The sequence below is a fragment of the Streptantibioticus parmotrematis genome, from assembly GCF_019890615.1.
Taxonomy (GTDB): domain Bacteria; phylum Actinomycetota; class Actinomycetes; order Streptomycetales; family Streptomycetaceae; genus Streptantibioticus_D; species Streptantibioticus_D parmotrematis.
The window spans coordinates 1-18,897 of the sequence record NZ_JAINVZ010000013.1; the positions used below are offsets into that span (position 1 = coordinate 1).

At 69.1% G+C, this 18,897-nt stretch carries 11 protein-coding genes and 3 pseudogenes; 10 read left to right on the forward strand and 4 right to left on the reverse strand.

Annotation, left to right across the window (positions count from 1 at the left end; translation table 11 throughout):
• Positions 1 to 196 precede the first annotated feature (196 nt).
• Positions 197 to 1,173, reverse strand: a pseudogene (locus tag K7472_RS19155) (IS481 family transposase).
• Positions 1,174 to 1,347: 174 nt separating this feature from the next.
• Between K7472_RS19155 and K7472_RS19160 the strand changes: the two are divergent.
• Together K7472_RS19160 and K7472_RS19165 are read left to right on the forward strand one after the other, a co-directional pair.
• Positions 1,348 to 2,177, forward strand: a pseudogene (locus K7472_RS19160) (IS5 family transposase).
• 216 nt (positions 2,178 to 2,393) lie between these two features.
• Positions 2,394 to 2,804: an ATP-binding protein gene (locus K7472_RS19165; RefSeq protein ID WP_222979710.1), complete on the forward strand. Its 411-nt coding sequence runs from the start codon at positions 2,394 to 2,396 to the stop codon at positions 2,802 to 2,804.
• 342 nt (positions 2,805 to 3,146) lie between these two features.
• Here the strand turns inward: K7472_RS19165 and K7472_RS19170 are convergent, their stop codons facing one another.
• Together K7472_RS19170 and K7472_RS19175 are read right to left on the reverse strand one after the other, a co-directional pair.
• The gene (locus K7472_RS19170; RefSeq protein WP_222979711.1) at positions 3,147 to 3,674 is read right to left on the reverse strand and encodes a LamG domain-containing protein; all 528 of its coding nucleotides are present in this window, start codon (positions 3,672 to 3,674) and stop codon (positions 3,147 to 3,149) included.
• A 1,279-nt stretch (positions 3,675 to 4,953) separates the two neighbouring features.
• Positions 4,954 to 5,352, reverse strand: a complete 399-nt coding sequence (locus tag K7472_RS19175) for a DUF3592 domain-containing protein (protein ID WP_222979713.1) — start codon at positions 5,350 to 5,352, stop codon at positions 4,954 to 4,956.
• 386 nt (positions 5,353 to 5,738) lie between these two features.
• On the opposite strand from K7472_RS19175, the gene K7472_RS19180 reads away from it, so the two are divergent.
• From K7472_RS19180 to K7472_RS19200, 5 genes are all read left to right on the forward strand, one after another.
• Positions 5,739 to 7,775, forward strand: a complete 2,037-nt coding sequence (locus tag K7472_RS19180) for a hypothetical protein (RefSeq protein ID WP_222979714.1) — start codon at positions 5,739 to 5,741, stop codon at positions 7,773 to 7,775.
• A 163-nt stretch (positions 7,776 to 7,938) separates the two neighbouring features.
• Entirely contained in the window at positions 7,939 to 10,482 is a 2,544-nt protein-coding gene (locus K7472_RS19185) for a hypothetical protein (RefSeq protein ID WP_222979716.1), read from the forward strand.
• A gap of 215 nt (positions 10,483 to 10,697) precedes the next feature.
• Positions 10,698 to 11,033: a WXG100 family type VII secretion target gene (locus tag K7472_RS19190; RefSeq protein WP_222979719.1), complete on the forward strand. Its 336-nt coding sequence runs from the start codon at positions 10,698 to 10,700 to the stop codon at positions 11,031 to 11,033.
• 31 nt (positions 11,034 to 11,064) lie between these two features.
• Positions 11,065 to 11,379, forward strand: a complete 315-nt coding sequence (locus tag K7472_RS19195) for a WXG100 family type VII secretion target (protein WP_222979721.1) — start codon at positions 11,065 to 11,067, stop codon at positions 11,377 to 11,379.
• 41 nt (positions 11,380 to 11,420) lie between these two features.
• Positions 11,421 to 12,818, forward strand: coding sequence for an EsaB/YukD family protein (locus K7472_RS19200; RefSeq protein WP_222979722.1), 1,398 nt, complete (start codon positions 11,421 to 11,423; stop codon positions 12,816 to 12,818).
• Between the two features lie 164 nt (positions 12,819 to 12,982).
• On the opposite strand, the gene K7472_RS19205 is transcribed toward K7472_RS19200, so the two are convergent.
• Complete coding sequence (locus tag K7472_RS19205) at positions 12,983 to 13,660, reverse strand: response regulator transcription factor (protein ID WP_252395889.1); 678 nt, start codon at positions 13,658 to 13,660, stop codon at positions 12,983 to 12,985.
• 297 nt (positions 13,661 to 13,957) lie between these two features.
• Between K7472_RS19205 and K7472_RS19210 the strand changes: the two genes are divergently transcribed.
• The 3 genes and pseudogenes from K7472_RS19210 to K7472_RS19220 all read left to right on the forward strand — a co-directional run bounded on the left by K7472_RS19210 (position 13,958) and on the right by K7472_RS19220 (position 18,829).
• Positions 13,958 to 14,761: a hypothetical protein gene (locus K7472_RS19210; RefSeq protein WP_222979724.1), complete on the forward strand. Its 804-nt coding sequence runs from the start codon at positions 13,958 to 13,960 to the stop codon at positions 14,759 to 14,761.
• The gene (locus tag K7472_RS19215) at positions 14,758 to 17,478 is read left to right on the forward strand and encodes a right-handed parallel beta-helix repeat-containing protein (protein WP_222979725.1); all 2,721 of its coding nucleotides are present in this window, start codon (positions 14,758 to 14,760) and stop codon (positions 17,476 to 17,478) included. The genes K7472_RS19210 and K7472_RS19215 overlap by 4 nt, the downstream gene beginning before the upstream one ends.
• Before the next feature lie 153 nt (positions 17,479 to 17,631).
• A pseudogene (locus tag K7472_RS19220) lies at positions 17,632 to 18,829 on the forward strand (IS256 family transposase).
• Positions 18,830 to 18,897 lie beyond the last annotated feature (68 nt).

Genomic DNA, 18,897 nt, shown 5'->3' on the forward strand with positions numbered 1-18,897 from the left:
GCTGGTTCGTGGTCCTTCGTCCGCGTCGCCCTTCCTCGTCTATCTGATGGTCCTGTGTCCGATCTTCGCGGCTCCGGCCGAGGGTCGTGGTGTCATCACTTGGCTGTGTCGCCGTCCGTCGACGGCGGATCCTCGCACGTCGTGGCACCGACATGGAGGGCGCACGCCGGTGGCGAAACAGTGAGCCGGTGTGCCGTCATGCCGCGGTGACCGCGGGCCAGCTGTATTGACCCGCAGCGTTGTTGACCCGGCTGATGGGCGGGTGTCCGTTGAGTGCGGTGTGGCAGCGGTGGTGGTTGTAGGTGTGGAGGAAGTCTGCCAGGGCCTGGGAGCGCTCGGTGTTCGAGGTGTAGGGCCGCAGATAGGCCCATTCGTCGTGAAGGGCGCGGTTGAACCGTTCGACCTTGCCGTTGGTCTGTGGCCGGTAGGCCCGGGTCAACTTGCCCGTCGCGCCGAGGTCGGCCAGGGCGGGTTTCCAGGCCAGGCCCTTGCGGTAGGCCCATGCGTTGTCGGTCAGGACCCGTTCGATGCGGGTGATGCCGTGGGCGTGGAAGAACGCGGCCGCACGGGCGAGGAAGCCTGTGCAGGTCACGACCTTCTCATCGCTGTGGATCTCGCTGTAGGCCAGGCGGGAGTGGTCGTCGACGGCGGAGTGAACGTAGTCGAAGCCCATGTTGCTGCGGGTGGCCCGGCCGGCCTGTCGGCCCAGGACCTTGTGACCGCCGCCGTCGGGAATCCGCCCAGCTTCTTCACGTCGACGTGGATGAGTTCGCCGGGGCGGTCACGCTCGTAGCGGCGGATCGCGACGCCGGTCGGGCGGTCGAGCCAGGCCAGGCGGTTCAGCCGGTGGCGGGTCAGGACCCGGTGCACGGTCGAGGCGGGCATGCCCAGGATCGGACCGATCCTGGCCGGTCCCAGCTTGCGGTCCGTCCGCAGCCGGCAGACCCGGGCCTCCATCGCTGACGCAGTCCGGTGGGGTGTCGTGCGGGGACGGCTGGACCGGTCGTGCAGCCCTGCCTCACCCTCGGTCCGCCAACGCCGGATCCACTTGTGAGCCGTTGCCCGGGATATCCCCATCTCGGCCGCGACATGCACGACCGGGCGGCCGGAACGGACACGATCCACGAGCAGCCGCCTGCCATGAACGGTCAGCCGGGCATTACGGTGGGACACGAAGACCTCCGTTGTGCGGTGAAGCCTAGACACCTCCACCACACCGGAGGTCTTCGCCATGATCAAGTCCCACGAGTGTCAACAACGCTCGTGACCAATACAGCTAGAGCGTGTCTCTTTGATGGGTTGGTCAGTTGATCGGATGTGCCTGTCCGATTAGTGATCACTGATGCGATGTGGGAGCGGATCGAGCCGCTGATGCCGACCGATCCGGTCCGCGGGCGGCGGTGGGCCGACCATCGCCGCACCCTTGAGGCCATCGCGTGGAAGTACCGCACCAACTCGCCCTGGCGGGACCTGCCTGACGAACTCGGCCCGTTCCAGACCGCCCACAAACGGTTGATCAGATGGGCTATCGACGGCACCTGGGAGAAGACCCTCGCCGCCGTCCTGGCAGCAGCGGACGCCGACGACGACATCGACTGGACAGTATCGGTGGACTCCATGGTCGTCCGGGCCCACCAGCACGCCGCCGGAGCACGTAAAAAGGGGCGACCCGCCCCGGCGAGCCCGCCGATCACGCACTCGGACGCTCCCGCGGCGGCCTGAGCACGAAGGTGCACCTGGCCGCCGACGGCGGCGCACGGCCTGTGGCCTTCACCGTCACCGCGGGCCAAGCCGGTGACGCTCCCGCCTTCGAGACGGTGATGCCCCGCATCCGCGTGCGCCGTAGAGGCCCGGGCAGGCCGCGGACCCGGCCCTTCGTCGTGCTGGCCGACCGGGCCTACTCCTCCCGCGCCATCCGCAGCCACCTGCGACGCCGGGGAATCCGCGCGGTTATCCCGCAGCCCTCCGACCAGATCGGCCACCGCCTGCGGTGAGGCCGCCAAGGCGGCCGCCCACCCGGCTTCGACCGCGATGCCTACTAACAGCGCAACACCGTCGAACGGTGCATCAACCGCCTCAAGCAGTGGCGCGGCCTGGCCACACGAACCGACAAACTCGCCATCGCCTACCAGGCCGCACTCCACCTCGCCGCCATCCTCATCTGGATCCGACGCTGACCGAAGAGACAGAACCTAGCTGAACCCGTCTCCCGTACTCTGCGTAATACACGGCAAATGCCTCGCGTCGGGCCAAGACTCATCCGACAGGTCGACCTGGAGTGTTGCGCCGTGAGTTCCCAGTTCTTCAGCTCAGTTCCGCCGCGGCGTGGCAACCGCCTTCCGGAGAACCCGCTTCCGGCTCCTCGGGCAATGCCGAGGAGGTGGTACCGGCAGTTGACCAATGACAAGAGCGCCCCCCGATTGGTCCGGCGCCATGTCTGTGAGGTTCTGTCGGACTGGGGTCTGGACCGGTTCGTCGATGACGTACGGCTGGTGGCATCGGAACTGGTCACGAACGCGGTAGTGCACGGCCACGGACCAGTGCTGGTGACCCTCGACTGCGACGAGGCCCTGCCTGGTACGCAGGTGTGGCTGGAAGTTCGGAACAGTGTGTCGGCAGGCGACCGTGCGGAGATTCCCGTGCCTGTCTCGAAGCCCGGTGGCGGACTTCTGCCAGAGTCCGGCGACGACTTCGCCACCGGCGGGCGGGGCTTGCAGATCACGTCCGCCCTCGTCGACAGGTGCGGAACGCAACGCACTCAGCGCCACGTCACTGTGTGGTGTCGCTTCACCTCCCGTTCCTGACGGCCGAGCTCGACGGGATGCACCTGGCCCGTGGCAGGCTGTGTCTCCGGCGCCGCCGTGGAGCGGCAAGCCCTCGCTGAACGGGGCATGCCGGGAAACCGTTCCTTGCAGAATAGGAGGGCGGCCGAGGCGGTGGGGTGTCATGGGCTCGCGCGCCGGTCCGTGAGGCCCGCTTCACTCGGGCGGGATGGGGCTCGGCCGGAAGCGACGGTGCCCGACCCTACGATGGACTCCGCTTGACAGCCGGGCGCGCCGACGAGGGCCCGGGCGCCCTCGACGACCAGGTTTCCACGCCGCGTTCACCGACCGCTGCGGCGGCGCGCCGCCGCAGCGGACCCCCGCTCACAGCCGGAGGACGTCCGAAGCGCTCAACGCCCTGCCGAACACCTCCACCTCCTTGATCCGGCCCGGAAACCAGTCCGCGGGCCGACCGCCGTACTGCGCCCGGCCAATGACGAAGTCGCCTCCGGAGGCGTACGGCGTGGCGTCGACTGCTTCGCCCTCCAGCCGCCCGTCGACGTACAACGACAAGCGCTTCGCGGCGGCGTCGTACACACCGACCAAGTGCGTCCAGCGGTTGAGTACCGGCCGGCCGATGGAGAGCGCCCTGCTGCTGGCCGGGTCGGAGGAGTCACTTGCCACCCTGGAGAACGCCCAACGCTGGTCGACGACGGAGTACTGCAGATAGAACCCGCTGTTCACCGACGCGTCCTGGCTGACGGCCGTGGCGAAGGCATGCGTGCTGGACAGGGACACCCAGGCGGAGACGGTGAAACTGGAGCCGGGACCGGTGGCGATGTCCGGGCCGGAAGCGGTGACCACGCTGTCCTTTCCGTTGAAGGAGCCGCCCTGGCCGACCGAGAACGCCACATGTGACGCTTGTCCGCTGAGGCGCCCCGTGCTGTCCGCCGGGCCCCAGACGGCGTCGAGTGACCAAGCACCGACGGGCGCCGGTCCAGTGTTCGCGCCCGCGGCAGCTTGACCGGAGGACGACAGATCTCCGGTCGCGGAGGGACGTGCCGCGACCGCCCTGTGAGTCGGCGACTGTGTGGACGACGGGGACAGGGAGCGGGCCGACATGCGAGGGCTCGGCGTGTGTCCGTCGCTGACGTCCGCGGACGCGCCCGGTGTGTCGGAGATTGCTCGTGTGTGATGGTGCGGCCCGCTGTCCGTGATCAGGAACAGGCCTCCGACCAGTGCCGATCCGGTGACCGCCACGGCGGCCAGAAGCGGGACGCGCAGTGGTGAGCGGGGTGCGGGCCGGGGTGACGCCGCCGGTCCCTCGAGCGTGGGCCAGTCTTCCTGCGGCGCCGGGCTCTGGTCGATCGCTTCCATCTGCCGTGCGGCTTCTGGCATCCGGGCGGTGGTCGGCCCCTTGGCCTCGGAGGTGAGTTCGGGGGAGGGAGCGAGGGTACACTCCGGCACGAGTGGTACATCGGGCATGGCGACGGCTTTGCGGATCACTGGCCTCGCCGACCCCTCGGGGCCCGGGCCGTCCTGGCGTGATGCAGTCACTCCTGTCCTCCCTCTGCTCCTGTGCGTCGCCGTGGTCCTGGTGAGGTACGCGCCCCGGTGCGGCGGGGTTCATCCAGGGCCGTGCCGGAGCCCGCCGATGGCGCGGCTCGGTGGTCGCGGTCTGGGGCGTTGCGACGATACGTGCACGGTCGCCCACCCGCTTGGTGAAGCTGGATGGGGCGGAGGCAGGATGCCCTCCGCCAGCGGCGGGCCTGATGTCCTCCGCCGGCGGCGCCAAGTCGCGGACGAGTGCCGCGGGTCGCCCAGATCGACGACTGCCGTGTCCCAGTGGTCGTCCCAACGCGGTGTTGAGACTCATAACGGGAGCGTGGCCCGGGTCGAGCTCCAGAGTGCGCCTGGAACGCGGCACGTCCTGTTATCCAGTGCCTCGGAGGTGTTGGGTATCAGCTAGGCGCGGGAAAGATGTCCTTGTTCGAGTAGATGATCATGTGCAACTGGCTTACCCTGACCTGGAATTCATGAGTCGCAGCAGGCATGGACGCATTCCCTTCCGGCCTGGGACGACGCGCTGCTCCCGTCCCGTGGGGCACGGAGTCGGCCGCGAATTCAACTCGTCACCACTGCGCGGGCGGCCTACGCGGCGCACCCTTCTGGGCGGGTCCGCGGCCTCGGGTCAGCCTCGGAGCAGTTCGAAGAGGCCCACCGCGAAGAGGCCCGAGCCTGCCAGGAAGGCCACGAGCGCCCCGCTCACCCGCTGGGAGCGCAGGTCGATGGAGGCCTGGTGCGGTGCCTTCGGAAGGTACACCACGGGCACCGATCGACCGATCGGCCACTTGCGCCGCCCCGAAGACGCGCTGCGGCACTCGTGCTGATGGCCCGTCGTGTCGGTGAAGACCACGACCGCGTAGTGGACGTGGCCGCCCTCGTCCGTCGAACGGCGGTCATAACGCACCACCGTGCCGGTGGTGCGGACTCCGTGCCGTCCCAGGCGCCGTTGCCGACGGACCTCGAACGCCCCCGCCACCCACAGCAGTGGGCCCAGCACGACCGTGAGGTACAGCAAAAGCTTCATCGCGCCTCCTCGTTGGACGGACCGGAACGCAAGACACCCCGCCGGTCCGTGGCGATTCCGGAAGGGCATCCCTATCACCGAGTCGAGGCAGCGGTCAGGTCGGGGCGCTGGTTGTGGGAATCGTCTCGGCGCCCCGCGCGCCGTTTTCGAATGTCCTCCATCAGTGATAACCACGTCCAGGGCGGACGGCTCCTGAGGTGAACCGAGCGACGGCCAGGGCCGTATACCCGTTTGGGCCCTGTACCCCGCAGCGGGCGCGAAAGGAGCAACTGATGACGGCCTGGGGCACCCTGTTCACCCGTTGGTCACACCGAACCAGGGGGCGGTTCGGCGGAGGGGCTGCCGTCACCCGGACTCAGGACACACTTGTCGATGAGTACGACGGGGTGGCACTGCTGCGCCCCTCCGCCGCCGCGCTGCCAGGGCCGGAGGCGATCGCCGATCTTTCCCGCTCGCTGACCGCCGCGGAGACCGCGCACGGCATGGCCACCATCGTGGTGGGCACCGAGGGTCTCATGCCGCCGGAGCTGTGGACGCGGCTCGGTGACCTGCTGGACGCGCTGAAGGAGGAGGGCACCACGACCGTCCGGCTGGCCGTGCCGGGTGCTGGCGCTCTCTTCCCGGATCAGCCCGCGTTGGCCCAACGTATAGCCGACGCTTGGGAGTTCGGCGTTCTGGCCCCCGAAGGATCGCCGATGATCGTGCCTGGTGGTTCGCTGTTCGATCTGGGCCGTGGTCACGCTCCGGGCGGCTGGCGACTGTTCCGTGCCGGCGCCGAGCCTGTCCGGTTGGGACCGCGCAGTCCCGCGCCCCGCTGGCAGGACGCGGTCCTCCAGCTGCCCCTGCGCACCGAGCACGGCTGCGCCGTCGACCAAGTCCCCGCCGGCGTCCTGATCCGCGCCCCCGGCTCCCAGCCCCCGCAGCCCGGAAGCCTGGGATACGCCGTTCCGGTCGACTCGGCCCGGCCTCTGGTGCTTGTGGGCGCCCAAGGGCCAGGCGGAAGCGGACCGGTCGGCACGGACGACCTCGCCGCGCTGTTCACCGCGCTGCCCGCCCCTGTACGAGCTACCGCCCGCTTCGCCCCGGGCTGCCCCGTCGATCTATTGCCTACCGCGCAGGTCGTGGCCGACACACTCGGCACCGAGGTCGAAGTGCTGACCGGGCTGCCGGTCCTCGATGTCGAGGACAGCTCGGACGCGGACGCCGCGCGGCCGATCCTTTTCGATGCCGACGGCATGCCCACCTGGCGCCCGTTCATCGAGGCGGTGGTTTGCGCGCCCGCCAGCTCGAGGTCCGCGGCCGAACCTCCGCGCATCCTGTCCCGGCGAACTGGTCTGCCCGGCGCCGGCGCCGACGGCGTCGTCGGCCTCACCCGATCCTGGCATGCCCATCTCACCCGCGCAGGCATGGCGCTCTTGCCGGCCGGCGTCGGCGCACCATCGTCGGATCGGCAGGTTCGCGCCGACCGGTTCCTCGTCGAGATCGACGGATCGGCCGGTGCCGTCGTCGACGAGGCGTTCTGCCGTGCTCTGGCCGGCCTCATCGACAAGCTCGGCTCCGAACTGCACCCCTACGTGGCACTGTTCTCACCGCCCAGGTCCGCCGTCGAGGCCCGTCGGCTGCGCCGTCTGGCGGTGGAATGCCAGGTGCGGCTGCTGGGACCGGAGGAGGTCGGCGATACTTCCGCCGCGCTGTCCGTGCCCGCGGCACCCGAAGGAGACCTTGACCGCTATCGCGACGCCATCGGCCGCATCGCCCAACTGGCCAATACCGCCCAGTACGAGGAGGCCATCGAACTGGCGGCGGCCTTGGAGCGTGAGGCGTTCGCCCTGCACGGCGAGGCATCCCTCACCACGCTGCGGGTGCGCCAGGTACGAGCCCACGTATCCCGGCTGGCGGGCTACGAGGCGCTCGCGGCGGACCTGTACCGCAACGTGGCCCTCGCCCTCCCGAACGTCCCGCGCTCCGACGAACTGGAGGCGGAGCAAGCCGCGTCCAACGCGGACGCCTGCTGGCGCGCCGTCCGGGACATCGCCCAGGCACACCGGATGGGACCGAACGTCATCGAGTTGCGCCGCCACTTTCCTGGCCCGGGCGGCCGGTTGCTGTGGGCGGCGGAGCAATACCAGCTCCGCCTGACCGAGTCGCTGCCACCCTCGGGCCTCGAACCACGGGTCGCCGGCCACATGCTGGAGGGCCAGGACCCGCCGTTCGACGCCACGATGGCCACGCCGACAGTGTCGGCCGAGGCCCGGCAGATGAGCGAACCGGATGGGGCCACCGTCGGCACGCTACCCGCGGTGGAGACGCCGCGGTTGGTCGGCGCAGGTGCGCCCGTCTCCCGGATCCGCGGCTTGTCGGCCGTGGAAACGCGCGTGGCGCCCAGCTTCTCCGCGCCGCGTCCTCCAGGGGCCGAATCCTGATGCGGTACGGGTGCCGTGTACGCGGATCCGTTACGGGCGGCCCTGGGCATGGAGGACTGTCCGCCTTCCCGCGCAGGGTGTGGCCGCCGGACGCTCTGGCCTGGCACACGTGGAACCGTCGACTGCGCGTCGCCCACGCCGTACGGGAGGGGCAGGGAACGCCATGACCGACCGGACAGGCCGACCGCGACATCACGTTGAGGTCCTGATCGAGCGTCATGAGGCCCTGATCGTCCTGCGTGGCCAGTCCGGCGCGGCACTCGGCCCGACGGACCTCGCCGACCTGACCCGTGCACTGAGCCTGCACGATGGCGTCACCACGGTGTTCGCTGATTCCCACGCGGTGGGCTCGTCGGACTTCTGGAGCCGGTTGGCCGAGGTGCTCGACGAATTGAAATCGGCTGGGGCGGTCGGCGTGCGACTGGCGGTGACCGGTGCCGGTGACGAGCGGCCGGGCCGCCCGGCCACAGCGCGGTGGGTCGCCGACGCCTGGAAACTTCCGGTCGAGGCGCCTGACGGCGCGGCGTTCGTCGTGCCTGGGGGTTCGCTGTACGTGGTGGGGCCCGCCGGTGGGCCTGGTGCGTGGCACCGGTTCCTTCCCGGGACCCGGGCCGCAACGGTGGGCGGAGCCCGCTGCCCCGCCCCAGCTTGGCAGGCAGCGGTGGAGGGCGTGCCACCACGCACCGCTGGCGGGTGCACCGTGCATCACATCCCCGCCGGCCTGGTGCTGCGGCCTGAGGCGTCTCACGCGGTACGGTCCGACGACATCTATCACGCTGTGCCCGTCGACCCGGAGCGACCGACCATCGTGGTCTTGCCGGGGACCAGCCCAGTGCCGGTTCCCGACCTGCTCTCCCTCCTGCGTGCAGCACCGCAGCTGGCGGCGTTCCCCATCCGGCTCGCACCGGGCGGGCCGCACGACGTGCTCCCACTCGCCCAAGGTGTCGCAGACGCCCTGGACACCGAGATCGAGGTGAGCACGGGCCTGCCGCTGATTATCGGCATCGCCGCCACCGGGCGCGACGCCGCACGGTCGGTGCTGATCCGGGCGGACGGTTCCCCGGGATGGGTTCCCTTCGTAGACGCTGTCGCGTGCCAGCCGTCGACGGTGGGCGAGCCTTTGCCGGAACCGCGCCTGGTGCGCTGGACACCCCCGCTGCGGGGTGCGGCGGCCACCGGCGACGGGATGCTAGGCACGGTCGGCGGGTACCGGGTCGAGGTCACTCGATCAGGGTTGCGGGTGTCCGACGCGCGCACCGCGTTGCGGGCTGATGCCTTCCGGCAGGTGAGCGACCGCGGACCGGTGATCGAGGTCGGCGTGCCCGGCGTACCGTTGGCTGAAACGGTGTGGACCGCGCTGTCACGCGTCCTGGGGGACATCGATCCCGAGGTGCGCGAGCAGGTCATGGTGCACGTGCACGGAACTCCGGTCGACCGCGGTGCCGGTCTGCGACGCCTCGCCGACCGGTTCGGCCTGCCGAGGCTGTGGGACCGCTCCGCGGTGGGCGCCCCGTACCTCCCGCCGGACGTCGGTTCCCTACCGCTCTCCCGTGGCCCGGCCCGCCCGATGACCCGCCCCGAGCCGCCTGGGGGTGCCGACGTCACCTGGGCCGAACACCGCTCACCCGTGCCCCGGACCGAGTTGACCGGCGCGCTCCGCCCTGCCTGGGCGGTGGACGTCAATCTGGAAGGCGCCTGGGACCACCTGAGCGGCGGCCGCCCGGCCGCGCCTCCCCGTCCGGCGCTGGAGGAGGTTCCCCGACCGGCGTGCGGCCCCGACCTCGAAGAGGCCTGGAACCACCTGAGCCGGCAGCGCGCCCGGACGGAACCGCGGCCCGAGGCGGAACCATTGGGTGCCCCCGGGGGGCCCGTCATCGGCCGGACGCCGGAGCGGGCTCCCGCGGTGCCGGAGGCGGCGCGCGCTGCCGCCGCCCGCGTCCCGCGCCTCGGGTACCGCAGCACTTACACCGACCGCAGCGCGCTGCGCGTCCTGGTCGGCCCGGCCGGCTCGGCGCACACGGACAACATCGACCAAGCCGTCTCCCGTCTCGGTCTGCTGGGTGAAGCGGGACGTGAGGCGGCGGCAGCCGACCTGACCGCCCTTGGCTTGTATCTGGACGCCGACTCCGAAGAGGCAGCGCTTTCCCATGCCCACCTCGCTCGCGCGCTGCGCGCCGGTGACGACAGCCTGTACCCCTACGCGGCCTGTCTCGTGTCGAGCCTGCGCCTGGTGCCTGCTTACCGTGGGATTGTCCTGCGTGGTGCCGGCCCGGGTCCGGCGGTGGTGGACACCCTGGAGGTCGGCGGCCTGCTTCAGGACCCCGCACCGGTGAGCGGAATCGTGCTCGGGCCGGGAAAGCCCACGGCGCTGCCCAGGGGGCCGCGCTACGCCGTCTGGTCAGTCACGGGGCGCCGACTGCGGCGGGCCTTCCCGGGGGCGGACGACGAGGTGCTGTTCGCCCCGGACACGCCTTTCCGCGTCCTGGAAGTCCGCAGGGCGGGTGTCTCGCCGGTCGTGCTGCTGCGTGAACTGCCCCCGCACGGCGCGGTGTCCATCGCGCGCTCGGCGCAGGAAGGCCCGGTCGAGCTGGACGAGGCGGACCATGCGGCGCAACTGCGGCTGGACGAGTCGCTCAAGTCGCTTGCGACGTCCGGCGATGCCGATTGGCCGGAGCGGTGCGCGGGACCGGTCGGGCAAGGCCCGTGATCCGGGCACCGGGCACGTCGTGACGTCGCGGCGCGCGACCGGTGCTGAGCCCTGGCCTCCTCCGCGCTCGGGCGCCGGTATACCGCTCCGGCAGCGGTACGCATCGAGGACGTCCTGCTCCGAACGGGGACCCAGGAAGAGGGACTTGGCGGGAAGGGTCCGCACTCGCCACGATGACGTCGAAGCTCCACGACCCGCTCTGTGAGAGGAGTGCCATGGCTGACGGCCTGGCCAACTTCAAGGTAACACCCGAGATGATCAGCACCGCCGCCACTTCGTGCGACACTACGGCCGCTGATGTGGACAGCAAGCTCGGCGAGCTGAAGACCTACGTGACCAACCTGGAGAACGTCTGGCAGGGCATCGCCCAGAACACGTTCCAGGAGATGATGGTCGAGTACCAGACCTACGCGCAGATGCTCCACAACGCGCTGACAGATATCGCGCAAGGCCTGCGTGGAAACTACGTGAACTACACGGACTCCGAGAACGCCAACCTCACCACGATCCATAACGTCCAGTCTCAGTTGTCCGCCGCCAACCTGGGCTGACGGCTCCGCGAAGAAGAGCGAGGAACTTCCCATGGCTGGTGTCGACAGCGCGAATCTGATGGTGGGCAGCGATCTCTCAGGCTCAGGCGCATGGATCAACAACAAGGCACAGGAGATCGTCGAAGAGCTCAACACACTGATCAAGCAGCTGCAGCCGATCACTGAGACATGGACCGGTGATGCCGCCAAGTGGTACTACGGCCTCCAGCAGGAGTGGAACTACGCGGCGAACGGCCTGCTCGGCCCTGATGGCGTTCTCGGTGAGATCGCCCAGGCGATGCACGTCAACTGGAACAACTACTCCGAAGCCGAGTGGTCGAACGTGACTAGCTGGCAACACATGTGACCCGACCGCCCCAGTGAACCGAGGAACCGAGGACCGGAATCGTGGATGAGCACTGCCGCATCACGGTCGTCGGGGAACGGCGCCAGGTGGACCTGGCCGTCCCCGCGGGCGCCCCGATCATCAGCTACGTCGACACCCTGGCCAGTCTCTGCGACCAGAACGAGGCCGATGTCATGCCGGCCGCCTGGACCCTGGCGCCCGCGACAGGAAGCCCTTTCGCCCCCGAGTGGTCGCTCTCCGAACTGGGCGTGGTGGACGGCGAGATCCTCTACCTGCGTGACACCGTGGGTCACGAGTCCGCGGAACCTGTCGTCCACGATGTGGCCGAGCGTGTGACCGACGCCGTTGCGGGAGCCCTGGAACGCGCGTGGGACGCTCGCGCCAGGACCTTCACCCTGCTTGGTCTCGGGTTGGGCTGGATCGTCATCGCACTGCTGGTCTTCGCCTGGCGCGACCAGGTGGACCGCGAGGCGCTCGCGGACCTTGCGTTGTTGTGCGGTTCGGTGCTCCCTGGTCTCGCCTGGGTCGCCATGGAACGCGGCTGGCCGGTCCCGCCGCCCTTGCGGATGACACTCGGCCTGAGCGCGGTGCCCACCCTGGGACTCGCCGCGTGGGCGCTGTCCCAGTCGCCGGGGCTGGGCGGTCTGGGGCTGAGCAGCTCCATGACACCGGGTGGCTTGGCGGCCACCGCGATCACCGCGGGGACGTTGTTCGGTGCCTTCGTGGCATTCATCGCCTCGCCAGGTGTCACCACCACTGCGGTACTGTTCGGCGCCGCCCTCACCGCGGTGCTCGGCACAGGCCTGGCGGTGCTCCGTGCGGACACGGTCGAGACGGCGGCGGCGGCCGCGATCGTGATCTTCGCTCTGCTGACGGTGATCCCTTCACTGGTCAGCCGGACCGTGGGCTTCGCGAGCCGGCGCATCGGCATGCGCGCCATCGAGCAGGACACCGACGAGGACGACGTCGTGGGAGCGGTGCGCGCCGCGACCCGCCTGCTCGTCACGTGGAGTGCTCTGCTCTGTCTCGCCTTCACGACCTCCGTGGTGGTCATGGCATTCTCGTACTCCTGGTGCGCCAACGCTGAAGCGGCACTGCTCGGATTCGCCTTTCTGCTGCGCGCTGGATCCGCTCGATTGGTGGCCGAGGTGGTGCCGCTCCTGGTGGCGGGGGCCATCGCCCTCCTCAGCTCCCTGTTGTTCGCACCGGCGCATCTCGGCTGGGGCGTGTGGGTCGCACCGCTGTACGCACTGCTGCTGGGCGCGGCGATGATCGTCTACGGGTTCCGTCGGCTGATGCGACGACCTGGTGTGCGTTCGATGGAACGGCCGCGCTGGACCACGGCGTTCGGGTCGTTCCTCGCGGGAGGCGGCGTCGCCCTTGCCGTGGCGACCTTCGGTGCCTTCGGATCACTGGTCTCCCTGGGACACCACATGTGAGGCGTCTCGACGGGACCTCAGGCCGGCAAAACGAAACCTCCGTGGCTGGAGGGGGGACGGACAACACTCTACCGATTCGCGACTGTGCGGAGAACGGCGAGACGCGGTGAGCCCCGGTACCCACGACAGATCATGGGTACCGGGGGCGCGGCAACGGTGCGGTGTCAGGCGGCCGGGGGAAAACCGGGGACAGTGGCGTCCACCGACGACTGGAACTCCGCCGAGAGGAGGCCGAGTTGGATCGCCTTGCGGGTCAGATCGGCCTTGTTGCCGACGTTGAGCTTGCTCCTGATGCGTTTCACGTAGGTGCTGACCGTTGTCTCGGTCAGGCCCATGCGGCGCGCGATCTGACCGTGTGTAAGGCCGGTGGCAAGCCAGCGCAGCGCCTCCATCTCTCGCTGGGCGAGGGCGGGCGAGGCCGCGCCGGCGACCGGCTGGCGCAGTTCGGACAGCATGCGATCGGCCAGGCCGGGCGAGACGTACACGCCGCCCTGCGCCACGGCCGAAACCGCGCGCAGGAGTTCCTCCTCGGTGGCCTGTTTGCCCACACACCCGAACGCGCCGGCGCGCAGGGCGTCAGTGACGGGCTGCAACTGGGTGAACTCGGCCAGGATGAGCACGCGTCCGATGCCGGCGAGCGCGCCCACTGTCTCACTGAACGGCCTACGCTCGGCCTGCGGGACACCGTAGACGATCACGTCGTAACCACGAGGGTTGGACGCGCGCAAGCCTGCCGAGTCGGCGGCCACTGCCGCGAGTTCCACCTGCGGGTGGTTCGAGAGAAGACTCTCCAGCCCGCGGCGGACCAGAATCTGCTGTTCGATGATGGCTAGTTGCGACATGGGGGGCATCGCACTCCTGCTTTTCTGCGGGGTCCCGGGGCGACTGTCGAGGAAACGCGGGATTGGGAAATCGCCGCGCCTCGCCGTCCTTAATGTATCCGCAGGTATCCACAGCATGTTCAGGACGCTGTGGACTTGCGGGGTGAAAGAAATCACGTGAACCACGTCGGCCTCTCGTACGTATCACATGCCGAGTGGATTTCCCGTGATTTCCTGAGGGGAAGCTTGTCGCACGCGAGCCAATTCAGCTAGGGTTCTCACGGGATTTCATAGAGACGATCAAGAAGTGAGCTCGGCATGATCGATGAGGACTGGCGTGGATTCAACTCCGCGTTCGCCGAGAGCGTCCGGCCGGAGGATCCACGGGGCCTGACGGGGCGTCGTATGCTCACAGTGAGCATCTCCGTCGTGCTGGCCGCGGCCCTTGGAGCCCTGATCTACGGCGCGTTGGGTGGGCCAGTGGTCGCGCTCCCCGACGAGGTCAAGCCGCTCGCGCCGAGCGGAGACGCGACGCCGTACCAGGCTGGCGGGCAGCCCTCCGGCCAGACCTGGACGGGCATCGCCGGACCGAGCTGCGCGGCGAGCAGTGACGGCTCCACGGACTTCGGCGTCTACGGGTACTACACCGGCCTCAACCCGGACCAGTCGACTGGCTGGAGCACTGATGCCACAGGTGGATATACGGGAGAGGCATGCACCGGCGGCTTCATCTCGCTTCCGGTCTCCGGGAAGCCGGCGGCGTACGACCCAGAGCGGTTCGCGCTGTGGACGTACGACTTCAGCTCCAAGTTCACCGACGCCACTTGCCAGGTTTCGACCTACGTGCCCACCAACTCCTCACGCACGTATGTCGGTGGGGACCCCGCCTACTTCTACTACTACGGGCGGGGCTACTCGTTCGACGACCCGCAGGCCTCGCCGACCGGGGGTTTCACCGTCAACCAGCTCGACAAGCAGGGCTCCTGGGTGGACTCTCCCTCCTTTCAAGTGACCACTGGCAAGGTGTCGGTGAAGCTTGTCAACGCCGGCGTCAAGACCGGGGCCGGCCAGGACGCCCACGTAGCCGCCGCGCAGGTGCGCCTCACCTGCACCTCGACGTGAGCGCCGGGCTGCGCGTCGCCCCCCGCGGGTGGGGCACCTTCCGCAGCATCGCCGCCGCGGTTCGGGAGGCCGAGGCGGGCGCGCTGGTCTCGGTCCAGCCCGGCACATACACGGAGAATGTCGTCATCGACCGTGACATCACCCTCGTCGCCGAAAAGGGACGCGGCACGGTCACGGTGGTGGGCGCGGGCCACGGTGCGGCCCTCACCGTGCTCAGCGCCGGTGGCACGGTCCAGGGCCTGGTGATCGAGGCCCGCGACAAGGCCGCGGCCGTCAGCGTGACATCCGGCGCGGTGGTCATCGCCGACTGCGAGATGACCGGCGGTCGTACCCAGGTCACCGGATCAGCGTCTCCGACGATCCGCGACTGCCGACTGCACCATACCGGCGAGCTCGGCCTCCATCTGTCCGGCGACAGCCGAGCCGTGGTGGAGAACACCGGCATCAGTGATGTGGAAGCGGTGGGGATCCTCGCCGAACACGGCGCGGATCCCAAGCTGGAGCGGGTGTCGGTCACGCGTTCCGGAAGCCACGGTATCCGGGTCACCGGCTCGGCCCGCGGCACGTTCTCGAACTGCGTGGTGTCGCACTCCGCCGCCGCCGCTGTCGCGGTGGACGGCGCCGCTTGTCCGGTGCTGCGTGGTTGCCGCATTGAGGAGAGCATGGCGTCGGGCGTCGTCGTCACCGGCGATGCCGGCGCGGATACCGGCCGGGGGAGTGCCACAGATGGCACGTCGGGAGAAGAACCCTCCGCGGGGGGCAACCTGGGGGTCGCGCTACGTGACTGCGAAGTGCGCAAGACGGCCTCTGAGGGGATCTGTGTCAACGGCCAGGCCGTTGCCTCCCTGATCAACTGTCATGTCAGCGACGTGCGGGGCGCCGGCGTGATGGTCGCGGGTGCCGGCACAGTGCGGATCGAGGAGTGCGACACCACCGACAGCAGTGGTTCCGGTCTCGCGGTGGGCGGCAGCTGCCACGTCGACGTACGCGGCGGTGGCTTCATCCGCTCCGCGGCGAACGGGGTCTTCGCGGCGGAGACGGCTCGTCTCTCCCTCACCGACTGCGCCGTCACCAACAGCGCGTACACCGCCGTCCACGCCTGTGACAACAGCACCGTCACGGTCACCGGATGCGAGGTGCGCGGCACTCCGGAACACGGTCTACGGGCCATGGATCGCTCACTGCTGACCGTCGTGAGAACCACGATCGACGACGCGGGACTGTGTGGGATCGAGGTCGACGGCGGAGACCTGGCGGCCCGCGCATGCAAGATCACCAAGGCCGCCACCGGGATCAGCCTGACCACCGAACACCGCCCATTGATCGAAGGGTGCGAGGTCACCTCGTGCGACGGCGTCGGGATCGATATCGGCACGGGCACCGCCGTCGTGGTGGTGGACACGACCATCAGCGAGACGGGGGCGGCGGGGATCTTCGTACGCGAACGCGCGAGCGCCTGGATCACCGACTGCTCCGTCACGGACGCCAGGGGCACGGGCTTGGTCGTCCGGGCCGGAGCGGCGCCCCGAGTGCGCGGCGTGACCATCGCCCGGAGTGCCAAGAACGGCGTCTACGTCGGGGACGACGGTGCCGGCAGGTTCGAAGGGTGTGACATCAGCGGTACCGGATTTCCGGCGCTCTACGCCGGTACCGGCGCCGAACCACTCTTTCGCGACTGCGTCGTGCACGACACGGACGAGGACCTCAAGCTCGCGGACGGGGCGGCGCCTGTCTTCGAACGCTGCCGGGTCAGCGAGGTCAAGGTGAGTACCCTGCCCGAAGAGGGCCTCACCAGCGACCCGGCCCCGTGGGCTGCCGGCACCCCCGCCATGATCCCGTCGCCCGCCGGAGGGCCGTCGGCGCCCACCGCCCACGGGAACGGAACACAGCAGCGTCCGGTGGAGACCCTGGCCGACGTGCTGGCCGAACTCGACGGGCTCATCGGTCTCGACAGTGTCAAACAGGATGTGGCCACGATGGTCAAGGTCATGCAGATGGTGCGGCAGCGTACCGAGGTCGGTCTCGCGGCGCCTCCGCTCAGCCGCCACCTCGTATTCGCCGGCAATAGCGGTACCGGCAAGACCACCGTCGCTCGGTTGTATGGCCGCATCCTGGCCGCGGTCGGGCTTCTCGCACGCGGCCACCTGGTGGAGGCGGATCGCGGTTCACTTGTCGGCGAGTACGTCGGCCACACCGCGCCCAAGACCACCGCGGTCTTCAAACGGGCCCTCGGCGGCGTGCTGTTCATCGACGAGGCGTACGCGCTCAACCCCGGTTCCCAGGGGAACGACTATGGCCGCGAGGCGATCGCCACACTGGTGAAGCTGATGGAGGACCACCGCGACAACGTGGTGGTCATCGTCGCAGGCTATCCCGACGAGATGGAGCGCTTCATCGACATCAACCCGGGCCTCGCCTCCCGGTTCACACGCACGTTGATGTTCGACGACTATGCGACGGATGAGCTCAGCCGCATTGTGGAGTTCCACGCCGACAGGCACGAGTACCAGCTGCCCGAGCAGACTGTGGGCGCCTTGCTGGAGTATTTTGAGTCGCTGGTGCGAGACGACCGTTTCGGCAATGGCCGCACGGCTCGTCAGGTCTTCCAGCGGATGACCGAGCGACACGCACAGCGCGTGGTGGAGATGACCGATCCCGCGACGGACGACCTGGTCACCCTGCTCCCGGAGGATCTGCCGTCGATAGCCGTCCGGTGAGCGGAACGCGTCAGAGAGCCCGTAGCGGGAGTGTTCAATGGTCGCCGGATCCGATGATCAAGGAGACGCCAGGTGAGCGACACCACGATCGAGCAGATACCGGGCAGTGGGGCGGCGGTGGAGGCGTCGGCGAGTGACGAGCAGTTGGTCGCGATGCTCGTGGACCGGGCCCGGTCGGAGGGTGTGCAGCTGACCGGGGAGGATGGGCTGCTCCAGCAGCTGACCAAGCGTGTCCTGGAGTCCGCCCTGGAGGGCTAGATCACCGATCACCTCGGATACGAGAAGCACGATGCCGAAGGCCGGGGCAACTCCCGTAACGGGACGCGGGCGAAGACGGTGCTGACCGATGTCGGCCCGGTCGAGGTCAAAGTTCCCCGGGGCGTGGCCGGTTCGTTCGAGCCGCGGATCGTCAAGAAGCGGCCGCGGCGCTTGTCCGGGTGGAGGAGATGGTGCTGTCGCTGTCGGCGAAGGGGCTGACGCACGGGGAGATCTCCGCGCATCGGGCCGAGGTCTACGGCGCGGGCGTGTCCAAGGCCACCATCACCACAATCACGGACAAGGTGATGGACGGGATGGCTGAATGGTCCAACCGCCCGCTGGACTCTGTCTATTCGGTGCTGTTCGTGGACGCGGTCAACGTCAAGATCCGGGACGGACAGGTCGCGAACCGTCCGGTCTACGTCGTGATGGTCGTGACCGCCGAGGGCCAACGCGACATCCTGGGGATCTGGGCCGGCGACGGCGACGAGGGCGCAAAGTACTGGCTGAGCGTGTTCACGGACCTCAAGAGCAGGGGCGTCGACGCGTCCTGATGCTGGTCTGCGACGGGCTGAAGGCCCTGCCGGAAGCGGTGGAGACAGTCTGGTCTCGAACGATTATCCAGACCTGTGTCGTTCACCTTCTCAGGAACAGCTTCTGGCACGCGGCCCTCCAGGACTGGGACAAGATCGCCAAGGCGCTTAAGCCCGTCTGCACGGCGCCGGACGAGGCCGCCGCGACCGAGCGGTTCAGCGAGTTCCAGGAAGCCTGGGGCAAGAAGTACCCGGCGGTCATCCGGCTCTGGGAGAACGCCTGGGCCGAGTGCGTGCCCTTCCTCTCCTTCGATGTCGAGATCCGCAAGGTCATCTGCTCGACGAACGCGATCGAGTCCGTCAACGCCCGAATCCGCAAGGCCGTCCGCGCCCGCGGCCACTTCCCCAACGAGGCCGCGGCCATGAAGTGCGTCTACATGACGCTCATGTCGCTGGACCCCACTGGCACGGGACGCAAGCGGTGGACCATGCTCTGGAAGGCGCCCCTGAACGCCTTCCAGATCGCCTTCGAAGGCCGGATCACCCCGGCCGCCAACTGACCCCTAAAGAAACTGGATCAGCCGTCTACTGGACACACCCCCGTAGTCGGTGGCCCCGTCTTCCGGAA

Bases quoted from the DNA above. Each gene is read 5' to 3' on its own strand.
- K7472_RS19195 (WP_222979721.1), top strand. From the start codon at position 11,065: ATGGCTGGTGTCGACAGCGCGAATCTGATGGTGGGCAGCGATCTCTCA.
- K7472_RS19190 (WP_222979719.1), top strand. From the start codon at position 10,698: ATGGCTGACGGCCTGGCCAACTTCAAGGTAACACCCGAGATGATCAGC.
- K7472_RS19205 (WP_252395889.1), bottom strand. From the start codon at position 13,660: ATGTCGCAACTAGCCATCATCGAACAGCAGATTCTGGTCCGCCGCGGG.
- K7472_RS19175 (WP_222979713.1), bottom strand. From the start codon at position 5,352: ATGAAGCTTTTGCTGTACCTCACGGTCGTGCTGGGCCCACTGCTGTGG.
- K7472_RS19185 (WP_222979716.1), top strand. From the start codon at position 7,939: ATGACCGACCGGACAGGCCGACCGCGACATCACGTTGAGGTCCTGATC.
- K7472_RS19210 (WP_222979724.1), top strand. From the start codon at position 13,958: ATGATCGATGAGGACTGGCGTGGATTCAACTCCGCGTTCGCCGAGAGC.